This window comes from Aquabacterium commune, from assembly GCF_004362855.1.
Lineage (GTDB): Bacteria > Pseudomonadota > Gammaproteobacteria > Burkholderiales > Burkholderiaceae_C > Aquabacterium > Aquabacterium commune.
Window position 1 is genome coordinate 460,317 of sequence record NZ_SNXW01000003.1, and the last position, 18,821, is coordinate 479,137.

The 18,821-nt window shown below is 64.5% G+C and carries 12 protein-coding genes; 7 read left to right on the forward strand and 5 right to left on the reverse strand.

Annotation, left to right across the window (positions count from 1 at the left end; translation table 11 throughout):
• Positions 1-251 precede the first annotated feature (251 nt).
• Together EV672_RS08205 and EV672_RS08210 are read left to right on the forward strand one after the other, a co-directional pair.
• Entirely contained in the window at positions 252-755 is a 504-nt protein-coding gene (locus tag EV672_RS08205) for a hypothetical protein (protein ID WP_166643507.1), read from the forward strand.
• Positions 756-893: 138 nt separating this feature from the next.
• Entirely contained in the window at positions 894-1,529 is a 636-nt protein-coding gene (locus EV672_RS08210; RefSeq protein WP_133608080.1) for a hypothetical protein, read from the forward strand.
• A 91-nt stretch (positions 1,530-1,620) separates the two neighbouring features.
• On the opposite strand, the gene EV672_RS08215 is transcribed toward EV672_RS08210, so the two are convergent.
• From EV672_RS08215 to EV672_RS08225, 3 genes are all read right to left on the reverse strand, one after another.
• Complete coding sequence (locus EV672_RS08215; RefSeq protein ID WP_133608082.1) at positions 1,621-3,279, reverse strand: recombinase family protein; 1,659 nt, start codon at positions 3,277-3,279, stop codon at positions 1,621-1,623.
• 161 nt (positions 3,280-3,440) lie between these two features.
• Positions 3,441-4,136 (reverse strand): hypothetical protein, encoded by a 696-nt coding sequence (locus EV672_RS08220; protein WP_133608084.1) that lies wholly within the window; start codon positions 4,134-4,136, stop codon positions 3,441-3,443.
• 243 nt (positions 4,137-4,379) lie between these two features.
• Entirely contained in the window at positions 4,380-5,786 is a 1,407-nt protein-coding gene (locus EV672_RS08225; protein ID WP_341770463.1) for a helix-turn-helix domain-containing protein, read from the reverse strand.
• 470 nt (positions 5,787-6,256) lie between these two features.
• On the opposite strand from EV672_RS08225, the gene EV672_RS08230 reads away from it, so the two are divergent.
• A complete protein-coding gene (locus EV672_RS08230; RefSeq protein WP_133608088.1) occupies positions 6,257-8,041 on the forward strand; it encodes a DEAD/DEAH box helicase in 1,785 nt (594 codons plus the stop codon).
• A gap of 328 nt (positions 8,042-8,369) precedes the next feature.
• Complete coding sequence (locus EV672_RS08235; protein WP_133608090.1) at positions 8,370-13,754, forward strand: NACHT domain-containing protein; 5,385 nt, start codon at positions 8,370-8,372, stop codon at positions 13,752-13,754.
• 605 nt (positions 13,755-14,359) lie between these two features.
• Here EV672_RS08235 and cho read toward each other — a convergent pair.
• Complete coding sequence (cho, locus tag EV672_RS08240) at positions 14,360-15,196, reverse strand: excinuclease Cho (RefSeq protein ID WP_243738579.1); 837 nt, start codon at positions 15,194-15,196, stop codon at positions 14,360-14,362.
• A 647-nt stretch (positions 15,197-15,843) separates the two neighbouring features.
• On the opposite strand from cho, the gene EV672_RS08245 reads away from it, so the two are divergent.
• A complete protein-coding gene (locus tag EV672_RS08245; RefSeq protein ID WP_208110733.1) occupies positions 15,844-16,185 on the forward strand; it encodes a hypothetical protein in 342 nt (113 codons plus the stop codon).
• A 35-nt stretch (positions 16,186-16,220) separates the two neighbouring features.
• Here the strand turns inward: EV672_RS08245 and EV672_RS08250 are convergent, their stop codons facing one another.
• A complete protein-coding gene (locus EV672_RS08250) occupies positions 16,221-16,646 on the reverse strand; it encodes an Lrp/AsnC family transcriptional regulator (RefSeq protein WP_133608094.1) in 426 nt (141 codons plus the stop codon).
• Positions 16,647-16,768: 122 nt separating this feature from the next.
• Between EV672_RS08250 and ocd the strand changes: the two genes are divergently transcribed.
• Entirely contained in the window at positions 16,769-17,824 is a 1,056-nt protein-coding gene (ocd, locus tag EV672_RS08255) for an ornithine cyclodeaminase (protein WP_133608097.1), read from the forward strand.
• Entirely contained in the window at positions 17,821-18,783 is a 963-nt protein-coding gene (rocF, locus tag EV672_RS08260) for an arginase (RefSeq protein WP_133608099.1), read from the forward strand. The genes ocd and rocF overlap by 4 nt, the downstream gene beginning before the upstream one ends.
• The last annotated feature ends 38 nt before the right edge of the window (positions 18,784-18,821 follow it).

Genomic DNA, 18,821 nt, shown 5'->3' on the forward strand with positions numbered 1-18,821 from the left:
CCCGCCCGCCCACCACTGCATCCAGCCGGAAGGCACAAAGACCGCCAAGCAGTGGCTGTCCGGCGAGGTAGCGAGAACAGCCGATGTTCGGCCCGGACATGCATGCAGTCTTTCCCGCTGGGTGTCTTCAGTCGCTGACTTGGTTTGCAGACAGGCGCTGTGTCAATGACGAGCACCAGAATAAAAAGGCCGCCTACACGTTGTTGAGCCGCTCGCCGAGCGGACACCCTCCCCTCAACAACGGAGAAACCATGAAGAGATTTGTCATCGTCACGCCCCGGCCTGGGCGCACAACCGTGTCTCTTGTCGCATACCAATACAACGAAGAGACCAAGCGTACCAAAACCGTTTATGCAGGTAGCTTTCCCTTGTCGTTGGACCCCGCCTTGCTGAAAGAGGCCACCTTGCTTGCGCCGGGTCAGTCCCGTCATGGACTGCGCCTCAGCGAGAGATCCCCCATCTCGCTGAACCAGGATGAGATCGCTGTCATTCGCCGGTGGCTCGAGGTTCATGGCTCCGTGGCCGCTCTGGCTCGACTGCAGGAAGAAGAGACCGCAAAGAAGGCAAGTGAGCGCGCCAACCTGCGGGCAGTGCTCACCTCCGAAGTGAAGGCAGAGCTGCTCGCCAGCATCAGGGTGCGAGATGTCCTGGGCATCCGCCTGAAGGCCCTGCGTGAGAAGCTGGTGCGAGCCTGGCAGATCGTCCTCCGCAAAGGGGCTCGTGACTCTCAACAGGCAAAAAGCCGCGAGGGCTGAGCAAGCGCTCGAGGTTTTGACGCGGTTGTGGTTTTGACCCGTTTTGGTCCCAAAACAGAACAAAACCACGACCGCTCAAACGACGAACTGGTGGTGACTACACACGGTGTGCCGCATGGCATGCACACAGGACACCCCATGACGACCCACTTCACCCCTCCCCTGATTCAAACGCCCGCGCTGAGCCTTCACGAAGCGCGTATTGCCCTGCCTGAGGATCCCGCCCGATGGCTGAGCATGGGCAGATTCACCCGCCCCCTGCCGCTGCAAGTTTCGTTGCTGCACGCTGACAGCATGTCCATTGCAGCGTCTTCAGCGGCCACGATGAGGCTTTCTGTTTACTCCGCGGCCAACGGCACCAAGGGCATTTGTTTGTCTACAAAGCCGGGGGCTGTACAGCTCAAAGTGCTCCTGCGCGGTAACACCCTGCCCACGCTGACATGGCTGAACAGCTGCTTTGAAAGCGAGCAAATGGTGGTGCTCGCGAGAGACATCGAGACCGGAAAGGATCTGGTCATTTCTGCACCCTTCCCTGTCCCAGACATCAGTGGACTGCTTGGCCTTTTGCGCGAGCCTTCCAGGCTGACGGATGATCAGCAAGCCCAGGGCATGGCGTGGCTTGTTCGCCGCCTTTCTTCCCCGCAAGACCAAGAGCGGCCTGCGGGCTCTCGTGTGCGAAAGGTGCTCATCTGTGTCGAGGATGCCCACGCACTGATCCCGCTGATGCCGGACCTCGGGATGTCATCAGGTTTCAGGGCAAGCCCCCTGCAGTGAGTTTCCTTTGATTCTGACCGGCCCTCGCGGCCGGTCTTTCATTGGGTCACACATGAAAAAAGCCGGCCCCAAAGGGCCGGCCATGAATCACTCACTTGATGCGTTTCACTTGCGTGAAAACATTCGTTTTGCTGGCCCTGTCGATGCGCGTTGTCACCTGGTATGTGGCGGACTGCTCATCGAGTTGCTTGTCATCAGCAGCCAGCGCAATGAGTGCGCCGGGCACCAGCTCAATCTCAAAAACCGCCTGCCCTCTGCCCGGACAGTTGACATACACGAACCTTTGAACCAATCGCCCAAGCATCGCCCTGACTTGCAGGACGGACGGTTGGCCAGCCAAGAGACGATCAACCAGGTCGTCAGCGGTGACTGCGCATTGACGCTCGACGGCCGCAGCGGTCAGGCTGCCGGCTTCCTTAGATAACGCTTGCAACCTCGCCTTGGCCGTGGCCAAAGCTGCACGGTTTTCGCTCAACTTTGCCCCGACGACTTCGATACCGATACAAGGCTGCACCGCGAGCTCAAGGAGCCGACTCTCTGCTGAAGCAAGCTTTTTGACTTCCGACTGTGCAGCTTGCAGCTCGGCAGCAGGGCCGTTTTTGAGTCTTTGTCTCAGCCTGGTTCGAACCTCTTCAATGGCTCCTGCTTTGGAGACTGCATCCAGCAGCACCGCACGCAGTGCTGCAAGAGCGGCTCGCGGAGATGTATACATCGCCCGGGGGGCCCCCTCCTCGCAGCGTGACCGCTGCTCGCACTGTTGACATGCAAGGCTCGCATGGACGCCACTGACTTTCACATTGAGATAGGCAGGGCATTGCCCGCAAGACACGAGGCCTGACAGCAAGTGTTTTGCACCACCTCTGGCCCTCTTGGGCCGTGCTGGCGGATTGCACTTTTCCCACAGGTCGTCCTCGACGATGCGCAGATGAGGGCGGTCAAAGACTTTGGTCTCTAGCGGCACACCCGTTTTCCGGCTTCTGGTCACGCTGAAACTTGACCCGCCGTAGACAAACAGGCCTTTGTAAATCGCGTTTCGCAAGATTCGATTAACCGAACCAGCGCGCCAGACTGTCGGCAGCCCATCCCGGCCATTTCGAGCAGAGGGAACACCGCGATCGTTCAAGGCCCTCGCGATCTGGTACATGGACATACCCTGGGCACGCATGGTGAACATGTCACGCACAACCTGGGCTTTCTCAGGGTCGATACGCCAGAGCGCGCCGGCAGCGCGGTTGGGGTCGCGGTACGCATTGACATCAAGGGCATAACCAATGGGCGGCGGGGCAATGAGCCCTCCGCGCTCGAGCACACCAGTCATCGACCGGGACACACGGGCGCTCAGGGTCCGAGCCTCTTCCGTCGCAAGGCCCAGCCTGATCATCGCGAGCATCATCCAGCCGGTCCGCCGGGAGTCAATGCCGTCGCTGGTCAGCAGGTGCACACCACCATCATGCAAACGCGCGATGACGGCCAGGCCGCCAACCGCGTCACGACCCAGGCGAGACATCTCTGTGCAAAGAACGATGTCAATGTAGCCACCGTCCCAGGCGTCGAACAGGCGCGCGAGCCCCTGCCGCTTTTTGATGTCTTTGCCGTGGCCTGAGATCGCCGCGTCAGTGAAGATCAAACTTTCTTCGACGAGGAATCCTTCGTCATCGGCCATTTGCCGACACTTTCGGATTTGATCGTCAAGGCTTGTCTCGTTTTGCATGTCGGACGAGAACCGAGCGTAGATGGCAGCTCTGAGCATGTAAGGTCTAGCGAAGTGGTTTTAGCCTTTTGCCGAGCGACATCGACCATGAGGTCGATGAGCTCGTCCAGAGAATGTTTTTTCATGTGTGTCCTGTCCTGCGAGTGCAGGGTCCAACGACGGCACAGGGGGCAACACCCCCTGGCCTTCGAAATCAACGTTCAATGAAGAGGGTCTAGCTCGTCGTCGTGCCCGTCACCGTCAAAGCCAAAAACCTGGCCGTTGATGAGTGACATGAATGCGTGAGGGTTCGGGCACGACTGAAGCTGCGCAGCGACAACGATGTGACGCGTCAGGGTGTCCACAACCAAGCCCGAGTCGTGATCGAATGCGAGTTGAGCAGCGGCCTCTGCGAGGTCGATGCAGCGGTTCTCGGTAGACAGCCACGCGGACCCAGCGGCCGCGCGCGACATCACGTCTGAATCCGCAAGCCGAAACTCGGCTTGAAAGGTCAGGAACGGCCCCTGGTCAGGAGTGCAGACCAAAATCTGCAGCCGCCCACTGGTGAGTGCTTCCGCTGTCAGCCGCATCGTTTCGGTACTTGCGAGTTCAAGTACGAGCCGCAGTTGGACACCACCCGCTTGAACGAACAGAGCCATCAGATACTGGCCGGCGCGGGACAACGAGGTTCTGATCGTCAAACCGACGTCCGCCCCGGAGTGCTCCAGCAAGGGCGCCATCGCGGGCTCTGGGAGGCGCAGCACGAGCGCGGCGCCCGTGGGCCCTACCGAGCCTGGCTGCAAGCCCTGCTGTGCCACCAACAGGGTAGCTTCACCGGGGGAAACAGCTTCGACTGTGCATACACACAACGAGACGAGCTCGCTGGTTTGAGTTTCTGGGAAAAGATCTTGTTCCATGAGTAAGGTCCTAGGCCCGCCACGAAGGTGGCGAGTGCTTCGTATAGACACCGACCCGTCAAGACCCCTCCTCTCTTTTTTTGGCCGCCCCTGGCGGCTGAGGACAAGGCCTTCGGCCCCATGTCCGACACCACCACCGCAGCACGCCAGGCCGGAGCACTGCGATGACCGCCCCTCACTGTTTGGCTTCGCCATCCCTCCTTTTTCTGCATTCGTACGGAACAAGCTGGAACCGCTTGGTGCTCAGGGCGGGTCAACTTCCTGCGGACGATGCTCGCCACCGAGGTTGCGGTCCGTACGCTTGAAGTAGCGGCTGACTGAAGATTTGCTGATGCCAAGAAGTGCAGCGATCTCAGCGGGAGCCTTGCCAGCTCGACGTAGCCTCAGGGCCGCAGCGCAACGGTCGTGGCCAGGCCGCAAGTACTCCTCACGTGTGAGTGCCCCGTCGGCCCTGCGCTGCGCCTCTTTGCGCTTGCGGTCGCGGCACCTCGCTTCTTCTTTGCTGATGATGCATTTCAGCTCCAGCTCTTCGGAAGGGGTGACCTCAAGACGCTCCAGGAGCACCTTGTTGCCGAACTTGTAGCGCGGATCTGTCCAGACTCCTGCATAGAGATCCTTACCCCCATCGAGGGCCTTCTGGGTGCGGCTAAGCACACTGAGAACGCAAGACTGGATCTCCTTCAGCGACCAAGTCGGAGCAAACTCACGGGCAAGGGCGACGGTCTCTATCCACAGCCGATCGGCGACACCTGATTGCGCCAAAAAACAGGCACCCAGGAAGACAAACTCATCCCGCTTCCCGGGTGGAACCCCTCCGCCCCAGCCTCGAATCTCAGCGAGTAGGCGAAGGTCTGCCAGGCGGTCCCAAGCCAGCTTTGTGGAGTTCAGAGCCCGTGCGCCTGGATGTCGAACTTCGTTTTTTGGGGCTGAGCTCTCAACCGGGCACGGTGCTGCCAGTGCGCTCGGAGGGGCGCAGGACGAGCCCGTTGCCTTGAGTGGGCCAGGATCGTTGGCCGCCTGAGATTCGAGTCTGGCCTCGCGTTGATTCGCCAGGTCCAGGCGCGTGAACGGGAGCACGGTGTTCACGAACTCATCAAACTGGTACACGATCAAACCGTCAGCGCGCATTGACGCACCCGTCGCAGGCACTTTGGCGCGATGGACCATACGTATCAGTTCCCCGCTCTTCGAGTGAACCGAACCGACAACGCGCAGAACCCGTGAAGCATCAAGTGCCTTCGCGTCGGCCCCCAACACAGTCATGCGCTCACACAACTTGCGTTGCACCGCTGTCCACCGCGGAAGGGCACCTGCCGGAACAGGCCGCTCGAGCACCCATTTGAGTTGCAAGCCACGGCCAGAAAAAATTATCTGGGAAGGTTCAGGCAGCCCTTGGTCATCCAGTTGACGCAGTGCAGCTTCCGTAAGGAACTCCGGTGCCCGGCCTTGCAGCCGACCCACGTTGTACGTGTCGAGATCAAGGTAAAAACTCGTGAGTCGCGTGCAGTGAACAACCTTACGACCCGGGCGGAAAAACTCGTTCTGTGTGAGATACACGTCACCGTTCAGCTCGCGCTGTAGCAAGAGCCTGGTTGGAAGCTCAGCCAGCCTGAAACTCTGCTGGGTTCGCGCCTGCCCAGGAGTGAACATCGACACGAAGCCAGTCCTCGTGAGATCGTGGTAAGCAAGCACCTCGTCGAGGGCATCATCGTCCGCAAGACGGGTGTGCGAGTTGTACCGAAAAACCATAACTGTCGCCCCTCGCGGGCGGCGCGGGCACTTCGCATGACCTCACCACCCGCAGTCGCCCCCACCTGCAGCAGGCACCAAGCGAGAACGCATGGGCGAATGCATGGGGTCGGGGCACGTTGGTACGGCGCACCCTGTGTGCGCCGCTTGGGGCGTGTAATGAGCCGGTTTATTCAAGGTGCTGGGGTCGTGAGAGCGGTATGGATAAAAGCAACTCGCCATGCACAAGAGCCAACGACTGTTCCACGCCGGGCAGCGTGGGTACACTCTGCAGAGCCACTCGGTGAAAAGGGTGGGCGACGACAACAAAAGCAGTGAGGGCGTGCGTTGTGGCGGTGTTGATTCCTGCGCTGGGCAGCTGTGTGTCCCGGATGACGTCTGGCGAAAAACGCCTGGCCGAGCGGCTGGAGCAAAAGCTCGACGATGACTACCTGATTTGGTACGACGTGCCCGTGGGCCCGAAGCAGTCGCACCCTGACTTCGTTGTGATTCACCCGCGCCGCGGGCTGCTGATCCTGGAGACGAAGGACTGGCGACTCGACACCATCCTCAAGGCCACCCGACAGGCGTGGGACATCCAGGCCAACGGCGAGCACAAGGTGGTCATCAACCCGGTGGCCCAAGCCCGCCACTGCGCCATTCAGGTTGTCAACGCGCTGGAGCGCGACACGCAGCTCATCCAAACCACAGGCAACCACGCAGGCAAGCTGGCCTTCCCCTGGGGCTACGGCGTGGTGCTGACGCGCATCACGCGCAAGCAGTTCGACGACGCGGGCCTGGACCAAGCCATCGCACCACACCTGGTGATCTGCCAGGACGAGATGCTTGAGTCGGCCGACGAAGAGGCCTTCCAGCAGCGGCTGTGGGACATGTTCCCCCACGCCTTCGGCGGTGCGATGTCGTTGCCTCAGCTGGACCGCGTGCGCTGGATCATGTTCCCCGAGGTGCGCCCACCGAGTCAGCGCACCTTCTTCGACGACACCGACGCTGATGCCGAGCTGCCTGACGTCATGCAGGTGATGGACCTGCAGCAGGAGCAGCTGGCACGCAGCCTGGGCGACGGCCACCGCGTCATCCACGGCGTGGCCGGTTCGGGCAAAACGATGATCTTGGGGTTCCGCGCCGAGCACCTGGCCAAGGCCCAAACGCCCACGTCCAAGCCCATCCTCGTGCTGTGTTTCAACGAGCCGCTCGCCGTGAAGCTGGATGCGATGTTCACGGCCCGCGGCATCGCCGACCGCGTGCATGCCCGCAACTTCCACAAATGGTGCTGGCACCAACTCAAAACTTTCGGCCAGCCCCTGCCCGGCCAGGGCCCGGACATGTTCGACCAAATGGTCGATGGCGTCATCCGCGCAGTGGAGCGCAGCCAGATCCCGTCCGGGCAGTACCAGGCCATCCTCATCGACGAGGGCCACGATTTCCGCCCCGAGTGGCTGAAGCTGGTCACGCAGATGGTGGACCCCGCCACCAACAGCCTGCTGCTGCTGTACGACGACGCGCAAAGCATTTACGAGCGCAGCCGCACGCGGCAGTTCAGCTTCAAAAGCGTCGGCATCCAGGCGCAGGGCCGAACCAACATCCTGAAGATCAACTACCGCAATACGAAGCAGATCCTGCAGACGGCCAGCCTCATCGCCGCCGACCTGCTGTCACCCGAAGAGCACGACGACGACGGCATCCCGGTCGTGCGCCCTGTGAGCTACGGTCGCGAAGGCCCGCCGCCCTTGGTGGTGCGATTGCCCAACCTGCGCGACGAGGTGGAGCACCTGGCCGACCTGCTGGCCGACGAGCACCACAGCGGTGGACGCGCATGGGGCGACATGGCCATCTTGTGTCACGACCACACCGTCATGAACGCCTGCGCCGAGGCTCTGCACCGCCGTCGCCTGCCCCACCAGGTGCGTCGCCGCTCAGGCGACTATCGCCCCGCGCAGGACGCCATCCGGGTGATGACGATGCGCGTGAGCAAAGGCCTGGAGTTCCCCCTGGTGGCCATCCCTGGCCTTGGAGCTATGCCTGCGCCGGGTGCGGATGAGAAGGAAGCGGCGAGGTTGTTTTATGTGGCGGCGACTCGGGCCACGGACAAGCTGCTGCTGACGGCCAGTGGGGCTGGGGGGTTTGGGAAGCGATTTGTGGCGGGAGTGACCGCATGAGGCTGGTAGCAGCCGGTTACCGCGCGTCGACCTCATCGCGATACGAGCGCTGGGTCGAATGCCCGTCAGCGGATACTGACCAGGGCAAGCGATTGCCCCATCTGCGACGCTCGCGGCCATGGGCTCGTCGCCCCAAAGCTGCAGCTCGCGCGAGCCGATCGGACCCATACAGAGCCACCCGAAGGAGGCCCTGCTGCGATGGGTACACGCTGGATGGCAGCATTCGGAGCGCCTGAGGCGCGGCAGGAGTTAGCCACATGGCGCGGTGCGGCTCGAGGAAGCGTTGCTGGCGACGCCATGCCAATAAGACGGGACTCACGGATAAAGCATGACTTCGCCTGAACTCACCGGCGGTGCCGGATTCACCTACGAAGACGCGGTCGCAGCGCAGTACCTCGCGGCAATCATCAGCGGCACGACGGCGGCGGGCCTCGACGGAAGGATCGTGCAGCGGGTTGCCCAGCAGCAGGCCGACTTCGGCGAACCGCTCGACGACGTGATCGTCGATGCCGCCTCCCTGGCCGATGGAACCGTCATGCGGCTGTCGCTGCAGGTCAAGCGTTCACTCACCATCTCGGACGCGGCGACCAACAGCGACTTCCGAGAAGTTATCCAACGCAGCTCACAGACGTTGCGGAAGCTGGACTTTCGCGAGAACGTGGACCGCGTCGGAGCAGTCACGGGGTCAGTGGCGGAAGAGACGTCTCGAGCTTTCACGACCGTGTGCGAATGGGCTCGGGCTTCCGACACGACTGCGGTCTTCATGCAACGGTTTGTCGACGGGGGAAACGCCTCGGTCAGTCACCGCGCTGTGGCCGAAGCGGTTCGAATGGCTGCACAGGACACAGGAACGCCCCTGTCCGACGAACAGCTGCACCGCCTGCTCGCGCATTTGGTGCTGATCCGGTTTGATCCCCCCCACGCCGGATCGACGCACGAAGCGGAGGCAATCGCCAGCCTGCAGCGCGCGCTGGAGCCGCAGCAAGTGATGCATGCCGGCGACTTGTGGGATTTGCTGCGCCAGGTCGCCCGCGATGGAGCGGGTCGGAGCGCAGTGCACACTCGCGCATCGCTCGTGCGCGCGCTGGCTGGCTGGCGCTTCTTGGGGGCGCCTGCGTTCGCCGGCGACATGCAGACTCTGCGCGACAACACTCGCCACTGGCTCGACCAGCAGGCCGACGACATCGGAGGTACGCACCTCACGCGCCAGGTGCTGCGCGACCAGCTCGGCGCTCAGATGGCGGCCCACCGCCTGACGTTGATCAAAGGCCTGCCCGGCACCGGCAAGACGGTGCTGCTGCGAGACGTGGTGCAAGAGCTGTCCGCCGATGGCACGACCTTGTTCCTCACCGCCAACCGGCTCTCTGGCCGCAGCTGGTCAGAGCATGCCCGCGCGATGGGCTTGGCGACGATATCGATCGAGCCGCTGCTCGTGGAGGTCGCGGCAACCGGTCATGCCACGCTACTGATCGATGGCCTCGACCGCATTGCGCCTGAACAGCGCGCGATCATGACCGACTTGCTCGGCCAGCTTCTGACGAACCCAGCACTTTCTGACTGGCGCGTGGTCGCCACCGCGCGCGACGCCGGCATCGAGCCCCTGCGCAACTGGGTGCCTGCTGCGCTGCTCGCTAGCGGCGGCGTAGGCTATGTCGATGTGGAGAACCTGACGGACGAAGAGGCCAGCTCACTCGCGGATTCGCTGCCGGCGCTGCGGCCGCTCCTGACTGGCGGAAACGAGCGCGTGCGCACAATGGCACGCCGCCCGTTCTTCGCGGCGGTGCTGGCACGGGGGTTCTCTCGGGCAGCGTATCCCTCCGGGTTCGCGCCTCAGTCGGAGGTGGACCTCGTGGAGGCCTGGTGGACACGGGGCGGCTATGACGCCCACGCGCCCCAGGCCCTGGCGCGGCAGCGGGGGCTTATCGAACTGGCCAAGCGCAGCGCGCCCGACCTAGGTCGCAATGTCCGCATCCGCGACCTGTCGACTGCAACGCAGGACGTGCTCCCGGCGCTGGAGGAGGATGGCCTAGTGCAGCAAGTACGCACGGGTCACACGGCCCAGTTCAGTCACGATATTTTGTTCGAGTGGTCGTTCCTCCACCTGCTGCTAGATGAGGGTGACGACTGGATCGCTGTCCTAACTGCGGCCGGGGAACCGCCCGCCTTGGCGCGCGTGGTGGAACTGCTGTCGCAGGCGACTTATCCGCTCCCTGACCAGTGGCCGCGAGAGCTACATGCCCTTGAGCGGGCTCAGGTGCGGCCGCAGTGGCTGCGCGCCTGGCTCGTGGCGCCCGTGTTCAGCCCACGCTTCGCTGAGCACGCCGAAATGTTCGCTGCCTCTTTGGCGTCGAACGGCTACCGGCTTTTCGGAAAGCTCATGGTGTGGATGCAGGCAGAGAAGACGACACCCAACCCCATGGTGCTCTCCGGAGCCCTGGGCGGCGATCTGGATGCCGCGGCGCGTATCCGTATCGCGGACTCGCTGGGCTGGCCTTCCGACTTCGCGGCGTGGCGCCGCCTGCTCACATGGGCGATCGAACAGGTCGAGTTGATTCCTGACGAACAGTTGCGGGATCTCGCCACGCTGTTCGAAACCTGGCAGGTCGCCTTCGCGGACTACCCAAACGTAGTGTCGCAGCGCATCGTAGCCCGGTGCGCAACGTGGTTGCACGCGATCGAGGACGAGCATGTGGACCGCCGGTTTCGATACAGCACGCCTGAAAGCGATGGCACGCCGCGCCCGCGGGTGCCGACGCAACTGGAGACGGAGCTACGTGCGTTGGTGCTCCGCGCAGCGCGCGCTTATCCTGATGTGGTCAGCGCCTATCTCGCGAAGGTCGAGACAATCGAGCGCTGGTCCGATGGCGGGTTCCGCGAGCTTATGACCTACGCGCCGTTGCTGGCGCAGACGCATCCTGCGCTGCTCGCGAGGGTCGCCAAGCGCTGGTTCATGAGGGAACTGCCGGACGACACATCGGCACGATGGCGTCGTGAAGCGCGTGAAGAGGGTCGTCGGCGCAGGGAAGCCGAGGCCGTCCCGCCGGAGAAGAGATCGCGGTGGGACAAGCTCGCGCTTTCGAGCACGTCGATCATGCACCACTCGTTCTCGCACCACGATTGGGACCGGCTGTCGATCGGCGGCGACCATCAGGGCTTCTTTCCCGCCTCGCCTCTCCGCGAACCGTTCCACTCGCTGCTCATGCGCGATCCAGCGACGGCGCTAGCGCTGATCCGCGACGTGACGAACCACGCCACCACGGCGTGGCGTCAATTGCATGGGCACTCGCATGGCAGCGCAACACCGATGCCGCTCGTGTTGGTGTTTCCGTGGGGGCAGCAGGAGTTCTGGGGCGACGACCGGCACTACTTATGGTTCCGCGGCCATGGCGGGCCGCAGGTCGTGGAGTGCGCACTCATGACGCTGGAGCACTGGGGCATCGCGCAGCTCGATGCCGGACGCCCGTTGGACGAAGTACTGCAACAGCTGCTGGAAGGGCACACGAGTATCGGTATCGTGGGGATTGCGGTGCACCTCGCCTTACGGGCCAAGCAAGTTTCGCCAACGACCTTGGCGCTGCTGCGCAGCCCGCGGCTGTGGCGGCACGACCTGCAGCGCCAGGTCCAAGAGCGCCAACTGCAAAGCGCGGGGCTGATGGGCTTCGACAACGCAAGCGGCGACGCAGTGCACCGTCAAGCAGTCGCCGACAGCAGCCAGATGACGTCGCGCCGCTTGGAGCTGCGCGACCTGGTACCGCTCTTCGTCCTCGGAGGCGACACAGCCTTGCGCGAGGCGTGCCGCGTCGCTCTCGACGACTTCCCGAACAAGCTGGAGTTCGCCTATCAGGAAGAGGCGCAGAACCCAGAACATTTGGCCGAGCTCCGCCGCACCGCCGAACTATGGTCGGAGTTGGGCCACGCCGAGAACTACACCGCAGCTCCGATCCCCGGCCGCAGTGATATGGTCCAGATCTCGATGAGCAGTTCGCGACACGAAGCTCCCGAGATACAAGCAGCCCTGCACCGCCATGCGCAGGCGGCGCGCGAGATGGAGCTGTGGCTGTGGGTTGATAAGTGCTTCACGTTGCGCCAATGGGCGCCGGGCTTCTCGGTGGACGATGCCATCGGGCGTGCGAAAGAGATGGCTGATGCGGCTGCTGCAGGGAGGTCGATGTCGCCGATGCCTGGCAGCGGGTTGACGGAAGGCGCGATTGCGGGAACGGCAGCGGCAGTGATTTGTTTCGCCGATGCGAGCGGGCATGAGGCCTGGGCCGATGCCACCATCGAAAGCTTCCGCGTTGCGGAGGACGAGATCTCCGACGACACGTTTTCTGGATCTGTGATCCCTTGGCACCGGAAGATCTTCGTGGCGCATGCGTTGGCCGCGCGTATCGGATCGGCCCGCGAACATCCTGCCTACCGTGAAGCGCTCTATCGCTTGATTTCGCACCCACTCGATTCGGTTTCGTTCGTTGCGCTGTCCGGCGTGGCTGGCTGCTGGCAGCACGACGCGCGGTTCGCCTGGTGTGGCTTGAACCTCGGGTTGCGGTTGGCGCAGCTCGTAAGCAGGCGAGACATGCACCGGCTAGACACCAAGGCACGGCGGCAGGTGGAATCGGACCACCGTGGCGCGACGATGGCCGCGGCACTCGACGAGTACCGTGCGCAAGGGCCGCTGCCTGCCTGGGTGCGCCCACGGGCTTCGTGGGTGCGGGCCGCGCCGGATGCTGAGAATCCGCAGACTCTCGACGTGGAAGAAGACGAAGGGTGGCAGTGCACCGATGATCTGTGGGACGGCCGGTACGCCGCGAACGTCTTGCAGAGAGTCCCAGTGGCGGTGGTCATGGCGAGCGCTGGCCGTGCGCACTTTGTCGACGCCCTCGAGGCGTATATCGGCTGGACGCTCGACACGCTCAATCCGGTGTGGCGAAAAGAGCGGCGTCGGGGCCGCGAGCGTGGCGATGCAAACCTGTACGAGTGGGAGGATCAGCTGGGTCGGATGGTGGCAAGCGTTGCCCCCCATCTTCCAGCCGACGAGATCTTGCAGAGGTTGCTGCGGCCGATCCTCGCGCAGCCTGACGAGATCGCGATGCGGCTGCTCGCGCCGTTCACTGAGTCGCTGGTTTGCGGTGAAATCCTCGATGCGCCGGAGGTCCGCGATGACACCCTCCTCCTGCTGCATGCCGTGCTCGAACGAATGCTGGAGAACGACTATCTGCGCCGTTCGCCGCACAACGAAGGGCGCATGGGCGGCTTCGACCTGCCGGAGCTGGTCAAGTCGCTGCTGTTCGTGGTCGTCGAGCACGCCTCCGGCGCCGCGCGATTCGCCAACGGCCGCTGGGACGACCTCGGCCAGGTGATGCCACTTGTTGACCGTATGGTGCGCGCTGCGGGCTGGCACCCCTACGTCGCGCGTCAGTTCGTCACGCTGTGTGAACGTTCCGGAGCTGCCTACCCGACCAACACATTCGCCGACCAGGTGCTGGCGCAGGTCGTCGATGGGCGCCTGCCGGCGGGCTGGAAGGGCTCCTCGGTGCCAGCCGCGATCGCGGCTCTGGTTCAGGCGCACGCCGACCGACAGCATCCGTTGCCGGCTCCTCTGGCCCGCAAGCTGCTGCAGGTGCTTGACGCGATGGTCGATTTTGGCGACCGCCGTAGCGCGGCCTTGCAACAGAGCGAGTCCTTTCGCGGCGTGCGCCTCGCCGCGCCAGCCTGATGTGCGCTACGCGAGCAGGACGCTCACCCGTTGTCGGGTCTTCACCTCTTGTTAATCAGGCTTCTCAAAGTTTGCTGGCACCCGCTGGAAGTACTTCTTCAGCGCCCAGCCCGTGGTTGGTCAGCAGCCTGAGAGCTTTCACGAGCAGATGACCGCTCCTGGCCGAGAGCAGTCCCCGGATGAGGTAGCCGCGACCGTCGGCTCTCGCTGCCCAGCAGTCGCTCCATTTCGCGCTTGGCGCGCCCCCCTCGGTAACTGACACCCGTCGCCGGTTTGCACAAGTGTCCGAGATCAGATTGCAGCCCAAGTTAGGACCCCAGACGGCCGAAAGACGACGCGGTCCCTATCCTGACATTGATAGCGGAAGTGATAGCGATTGAGGCTTCGGAGGCCTTCGCTCAGCTTCGGTCGATTTCGGACACATTCGCCTAAGTGGTTGCTACACTTAGGGTTCCGGTGACGGCAAAGCCTGCACACGGGCCTGAGAATTCAACTGTTAATCCGTAGGTCCCTGGTTCGAGCCCAGGTCGAGGAGCCAAATTCAGCGAAAGCCACCTTTGGGTGGCTTTTTGCTTTGTGCCGCCACGGTGATCACAGGGCCGCATTCACAGCGCCACCGTCTCCGCCGCCCCCGTGAGCAGGGCCTTGCTGAGGATGTGGTAGCCGTCGGCATCGAAGGTGGCGCTCACGTGCCTCAGCTTGCGCGCCGCCGCCAGAGTGGTCACGGTGCCCAAGTGGCACCAGTTGCGCACGACGTGGATGTCTTGCCGCTCGCCATCACGCTCCACCACCGCCACGGCCCCCTCGTGCGGCCAGATGGCCACGCGGTGCGCCTGCAGGGCCTCCATGAGGCGTGCGTGGTGCGCCTGCGCAGGCTCCGCGCCACAGCAAGCCCCCAGGCAGCGTCGGATCTGGTGCCGGAAACAGGGGCGCCCGGGGGCCAAGCGCTCCAGGCCCAGCAAGCCGCAGCACAGGCCATGCGCATCGGCCAACTGGCGCAGGTGCTCCTGGGCCGCGCGGGGGCTGCCGAACAGGCCGTAGAGCGGCCCGGCATCGGCGGCAGCACTGACATCGGCCTCCCGCGCCGGCACGATGTCCGGGCGCTCGGCGGCAAAGCGCAGCGACCACAACTGCCTCGACCGCCGCAGGCGCTGGTTGAACAAGGGATGCTCGGCCTTGATCCGGGCCGACTCCAGCAGCAGGGCGCCGATTTCGCCGGCCGTGCGCTCGCAACTGACGCGCACCGTCTGGCGCAGCATCGCGGCCTCGTCAGGGGTGTTGAAGTGGCTCATCACCCGGGCACGGATGTTCACGCTCTTGCCGATGTACAGCGGCAAGCCCCCGGTCGCGCCGTGGAAGGTGTAAACACCCGGCGCTGCAGGCAGGTCGGCCAAACAAGGCCTCAGGTGCTCGGGGTAGGTGTGCGGAACAGGGTGGCCCACGGTGGCAACGGCGCCCAGGGTGCCTGACGAACAAAAGAGGCGCCCAGTTTACGAGGCCATGCACTGCGGTGACCGAGCGAGATGCGCCGGGGCACCAAGCCAAGCACGTCAATCTGGCGTCAATCCGACACCGAGCCCCCCGCATGGCCGCAGCGCCCAAAAGAAAGGCCCCGGCCGTGAGACCGGAGCCTGGGGAAACCGCCCGACGGATCGGGCCGAGCCCACGCTGCACACGCCCATCTCAGTTCAACCTGACCTGGCCGAAGCCGGGCGGCAGGGACCCGCGTTGGATCCACTGCCTGAAAGGCCTGACCCCACATCCGGATGGCATGGGGCGATGGGCGTGGCGCACTCGCGTGCAAGCGCTGCGTGGGCTGGGTTGGCGCGCAAGGCGATCAACCTGCGCGAATCTTAGCCACGCAGGCCGATGCCGAGGGCGCTTTTGCCGCCCCACCTGCACAAGCGCACGCACGTTCCGGCCGAAAGCGTGACTTGCGACCGCTTGGGATGCGACGCCGCCGACATCATCGACGCGAAGAATGCATCAGATCATTTCAATCAATTTGCATGATTGAAACGCCATACGCACACTGTGAACCAAGGGCAAACCCGACCCTCATTCCCAGACTCACTGAAAGGATCGCACCATGAACTCGAACCGCACCGCCCAAGCCAAGTCCCTCAGCGCCACCCTGGCCCTGACCGCTTCCTTGCTGCTGGCCGCCGCCCTGCCCCAGGCCCATGCCGAGGAATTCGACCTGCCCAAGCCGACCGCCTCGCAGCTCAGCCGCGCCGAAGTCATCGCCGACCGGCACCTGTGGCAGCGTGCGGGCGTGGACCGCTTCGCCGACCTGCAGGAATACGGACTCCAAACCAGCGAATACCAGAAGGCTTTTGCCGAGTACCAGCGCCTGCGCAACAGCCCGGCTTTCGCCCAGGAAGTGGCCCGTGTCAAGGCCGAGCAAGCCACGCAGCACGCCAGCCGTTGAGCCTGCACGCAAGGGCGTCTGACGGGCCTGGCGCCTCAAGGCAGCCGGTAGGTTTCGAGGTGGATGCTGGTCTCGGTGTGGCTGATGCCGCGGATGAGGCGCACACGCTCCATCACCTTGGACAAACCGGCCAGGTTCTCGGCCCGCAACTCCGCCAGCAGGTCCCAGCGGCCGTTGGTGTCGCTCAGGCGGGCGACACCCGGCTCGCCCAGCAGGCTGGCAATGACCGCGCGGGCCTCGTTGCCCTCCACGGCGATGCTCATCCAGGCGGTGATCTCGTCCGGGCTGGCATCAGGCCGCAAGCGCACGGTGTAGCCGACGATGACGCCGGCATCCTCCAGCTTGCGGATGCGGTTGGTGACCGTGCCGCGCGACACGCCGAGCTTGTGCGCCAAGGTGGCCACGGTCAGGCGGGCGTCTTGCCTCAACAGGGCGAGGAGTTGCTGGTCGGTGCCGTCCATGTTGACGATTTGACACCTGCGGTTGACGTTTTGGCAAGTCAGGCACCCAAACAGCACATTTCTGGCGATTGTCATTGACGCGCGGGCCGGCCACACTGGTGTTCATCTGCAGGAGCACGGCCATGGGACACGCCATCGTCACGCATTACCTCGGCGCGGCCGACGCCGCCCACATCGTCCAGCGGCTGGGGCTGGCGCATTGCCTGCGCGGCATGGCCGATGCCATCGAGGCCGATTTCCGCCGCTGGCCAGCCTTCGACAAATCGGCCCGCGTGGCCCACCACTCGGCCGGCGGCGTGATCGAGCTGATGCCGATTTCCGACGACCAGGCCTACAGCTTCAAATACGTCAACGGCCACCCCGGCAACCACCGCCTGGGCCTGCCCACCGTGATGGCCTTTGGCGTGCTGGCCGATGTGGCCACGGGCGTGCCCGAGCTGCTCAGCGAACTGACCCTGACCACGGCCTTGCGCACCGCTGCGGTGTCGGCCGTGGCCGCGCGTGCCCTCGCCCGCCCCGACAGCCGCGTGATGGCCTTGATCGGCAATGGCGCGCAAAGCGAGTTCCAGGCCCTGGCCTTCCACCACCTGCTGGGCGTGCACACCCTGCGCCTGTTCGATGTGGACGCGCGGGCCACGGCCAAACTGGCGCGCAACCTGGCCGACACGGGCCTGCACGTGCAGCCCTGCCACAGCGCTGCAGACGCCGTCCAAGGCGCCGACATCGTCACCACGATCACGGCCGACAAGGCCAACGCCACCATCGTGACGGCCGACATGCTGCGCCCAGGCATGCACCTCAATGCCGTGGGCGGCGATTGCCCTGGCAAGACGGAACTGGCGCCCGAGGTGTTGCTGGCGGCCGATGTGTTCGTCGAGTACGCGCCGCAAACCCGCGTCGAGGGCGAGGTCCAGCAGATGCCGCCCGACTTCCCCGTGACCGAGCTGTGGCAGGTGCTGACGGGCCAGGCGCCTGGCCGCCGCCACCGCGAGCAGGTCACGGTGTTCGACTCCGTCGGCTTTGCACTGGAGGATTTCTCCGCGCTGTGCTTCATGCGAGACTGCGCTCAGCAGCTGGGCCTGCTGCGCACGCTGGCACTGATGCCCGAACTCGACGACCCGAAAGACCTGTTCGCGCTGCTGAGCACGCCCGCCACCACCCGAGTGCAAGCCGCATGAGCCCCCAGATCCCCGCGCGCCCCGCCGTCAGCCTCATCGGCGTGCCCACCGACGTGGGCGCAGGTCGCATCGGCGCGCGCATGGGGCCGAGCGCCTTGCGCGTGGCCGGCATCGTCCAGGCGATGGCCGATTTCGGCATCGACGTGCGCGACTGCGGTGACCTCCACGGCCCCGACAACCCCGAGCAGCCCGCCGTGGGCGGCTTCCGGCACCTGACGGAAGTGGCGCGCTGGAACCAGCTGTTGCACGAGGCCACCCTGGCCGAGCTCCGCGCAGGGCGGCTGCCGCTGATGCTGGGCGGCGACCACAGCCTGGCCATGGGCAGCATCAGCGCGGTGGCGCGCCATTGCCGCGACACCGGACGGCGCCTGCGCGTGCTTTGGCTGGACGCCCATGCCGACCTCAACACCGCCACCCTGACGCCCTCGGGCAACCTGCACGGCATGCCCGTGGCCTGCCTGTGCGGCCATGGGCCCGCCGAGCTGACGGGCATTGGCGGCCACAGCCCGGCCCTGTCGCCGCAAGACATCCGCCAGATCGGCATCCGCAGCGTGGACCCGGGCGAAAAACGCTTCGTGCACGAACTCGGCATCGAGGTCTTCGACATGCGCTTCATCGACGAAAACGGCATGCGGCACACCATGGCGCAGGCCCTGCTGGGCTTGGACGAGCGCACCCACCTGCACGTCAGCCTGGACGTCGATTTCCTCGACCCCGACATCGCCCCCGGCGTGGGCACGACGGTGCGCGGTGGCCCGACCTACCGCGAGGCCCAGCTGTGCATGGAAATGATCGCGGACACCGGCCGGCTGGGCTCGCTCGATGTGGTCGAACTCAACCCCGCGCTCGATGTGCGCAACCAGACCGCCGAGCTTGCCGTGGACCTGATCCAGAGCCTGTTCGGCAAGAGCACCTTGATGCGCACGCCCGAGCCCCCGCGCCGCGAGCCCACCGGCTGAGCCCCGACACGCCGTCAGCGAGCACCCCGAACGCGCGC

Coding starts and splice junctions, on each gene's coding strand:
- EV672_RS08205 (WP_166643507.1), top strand. CDS start 252: ATGAAGAGATTTGTCATCGTCACGCCCCGGCCTGGGCGCACAACCGTG.
- EV672_RS08210 (WP_133608080.1), top strand. CDS start 894: ATGACGACCCACTTCACCCCTCCCCTGATTCAAACGCCCGCGCTGAGC.
- EV672_RS08215 (WP_133608082.1), bottom strand. CDS start 3,279: ATGCTCAGAGCTGCCATCTACGCTCGGTTCTCGTCCGACATGCAAAAC.
- EV672_RS08220 (WP_133608084.1), bottom strand. CDS start 4,136: ATGGAACAAGATCTTTTCCCAGAAACTCAAACCAGCGAGCTCGTCTCG.
- EV672_RS08225 (WP_341770463.1), bottom strand. CDS start 5,786: ATGTTCACTCCTGGGCAGGCGCGAACCCAGCAGAGTTTCAGGCTGGCT.
- EV672_RS08230 (WP_133608088.1), top strand. CDS start 6,257: ATGACGTCTGGCGAAAAACGCCTGGCCGAGCGGCTGGAGCAAAAGCTC.
- EV672_RS08235 (WP_133608090.1), top strand. CDS start 8,370: ATGACTTCGCCTGAACTCACCGGCGGTGCCGGATTCACCTACGAAGAC.
- EV672_RS08245 (WP_208110733.1), top strand. CDS start 15,844: ATGAACTCGAACCGCACCGCCCAAGCCAAGTCCCTCAGCGCCACCCTG.
- EV672_RS08250 (WP_133608094.1), bottom strand. CDS start 16,646: ATGGACGGCACCGACCAGCAACTCCTCGCCCTGTTGAGGCAAGACGCC.
- ocd (WP_133608097.1), top strand. CDS start 16,769: ATGGGACACGCCATCGTCACGCATTACCTCGGCGCGGCCGACGCCGCC.
- rocF (WP_133608099.1), top strand. CDS start 17,821: ATGAGCCCCCAGATCCCCGCGCGCCCCGCCGTCAGCCTCATCGGCGTG.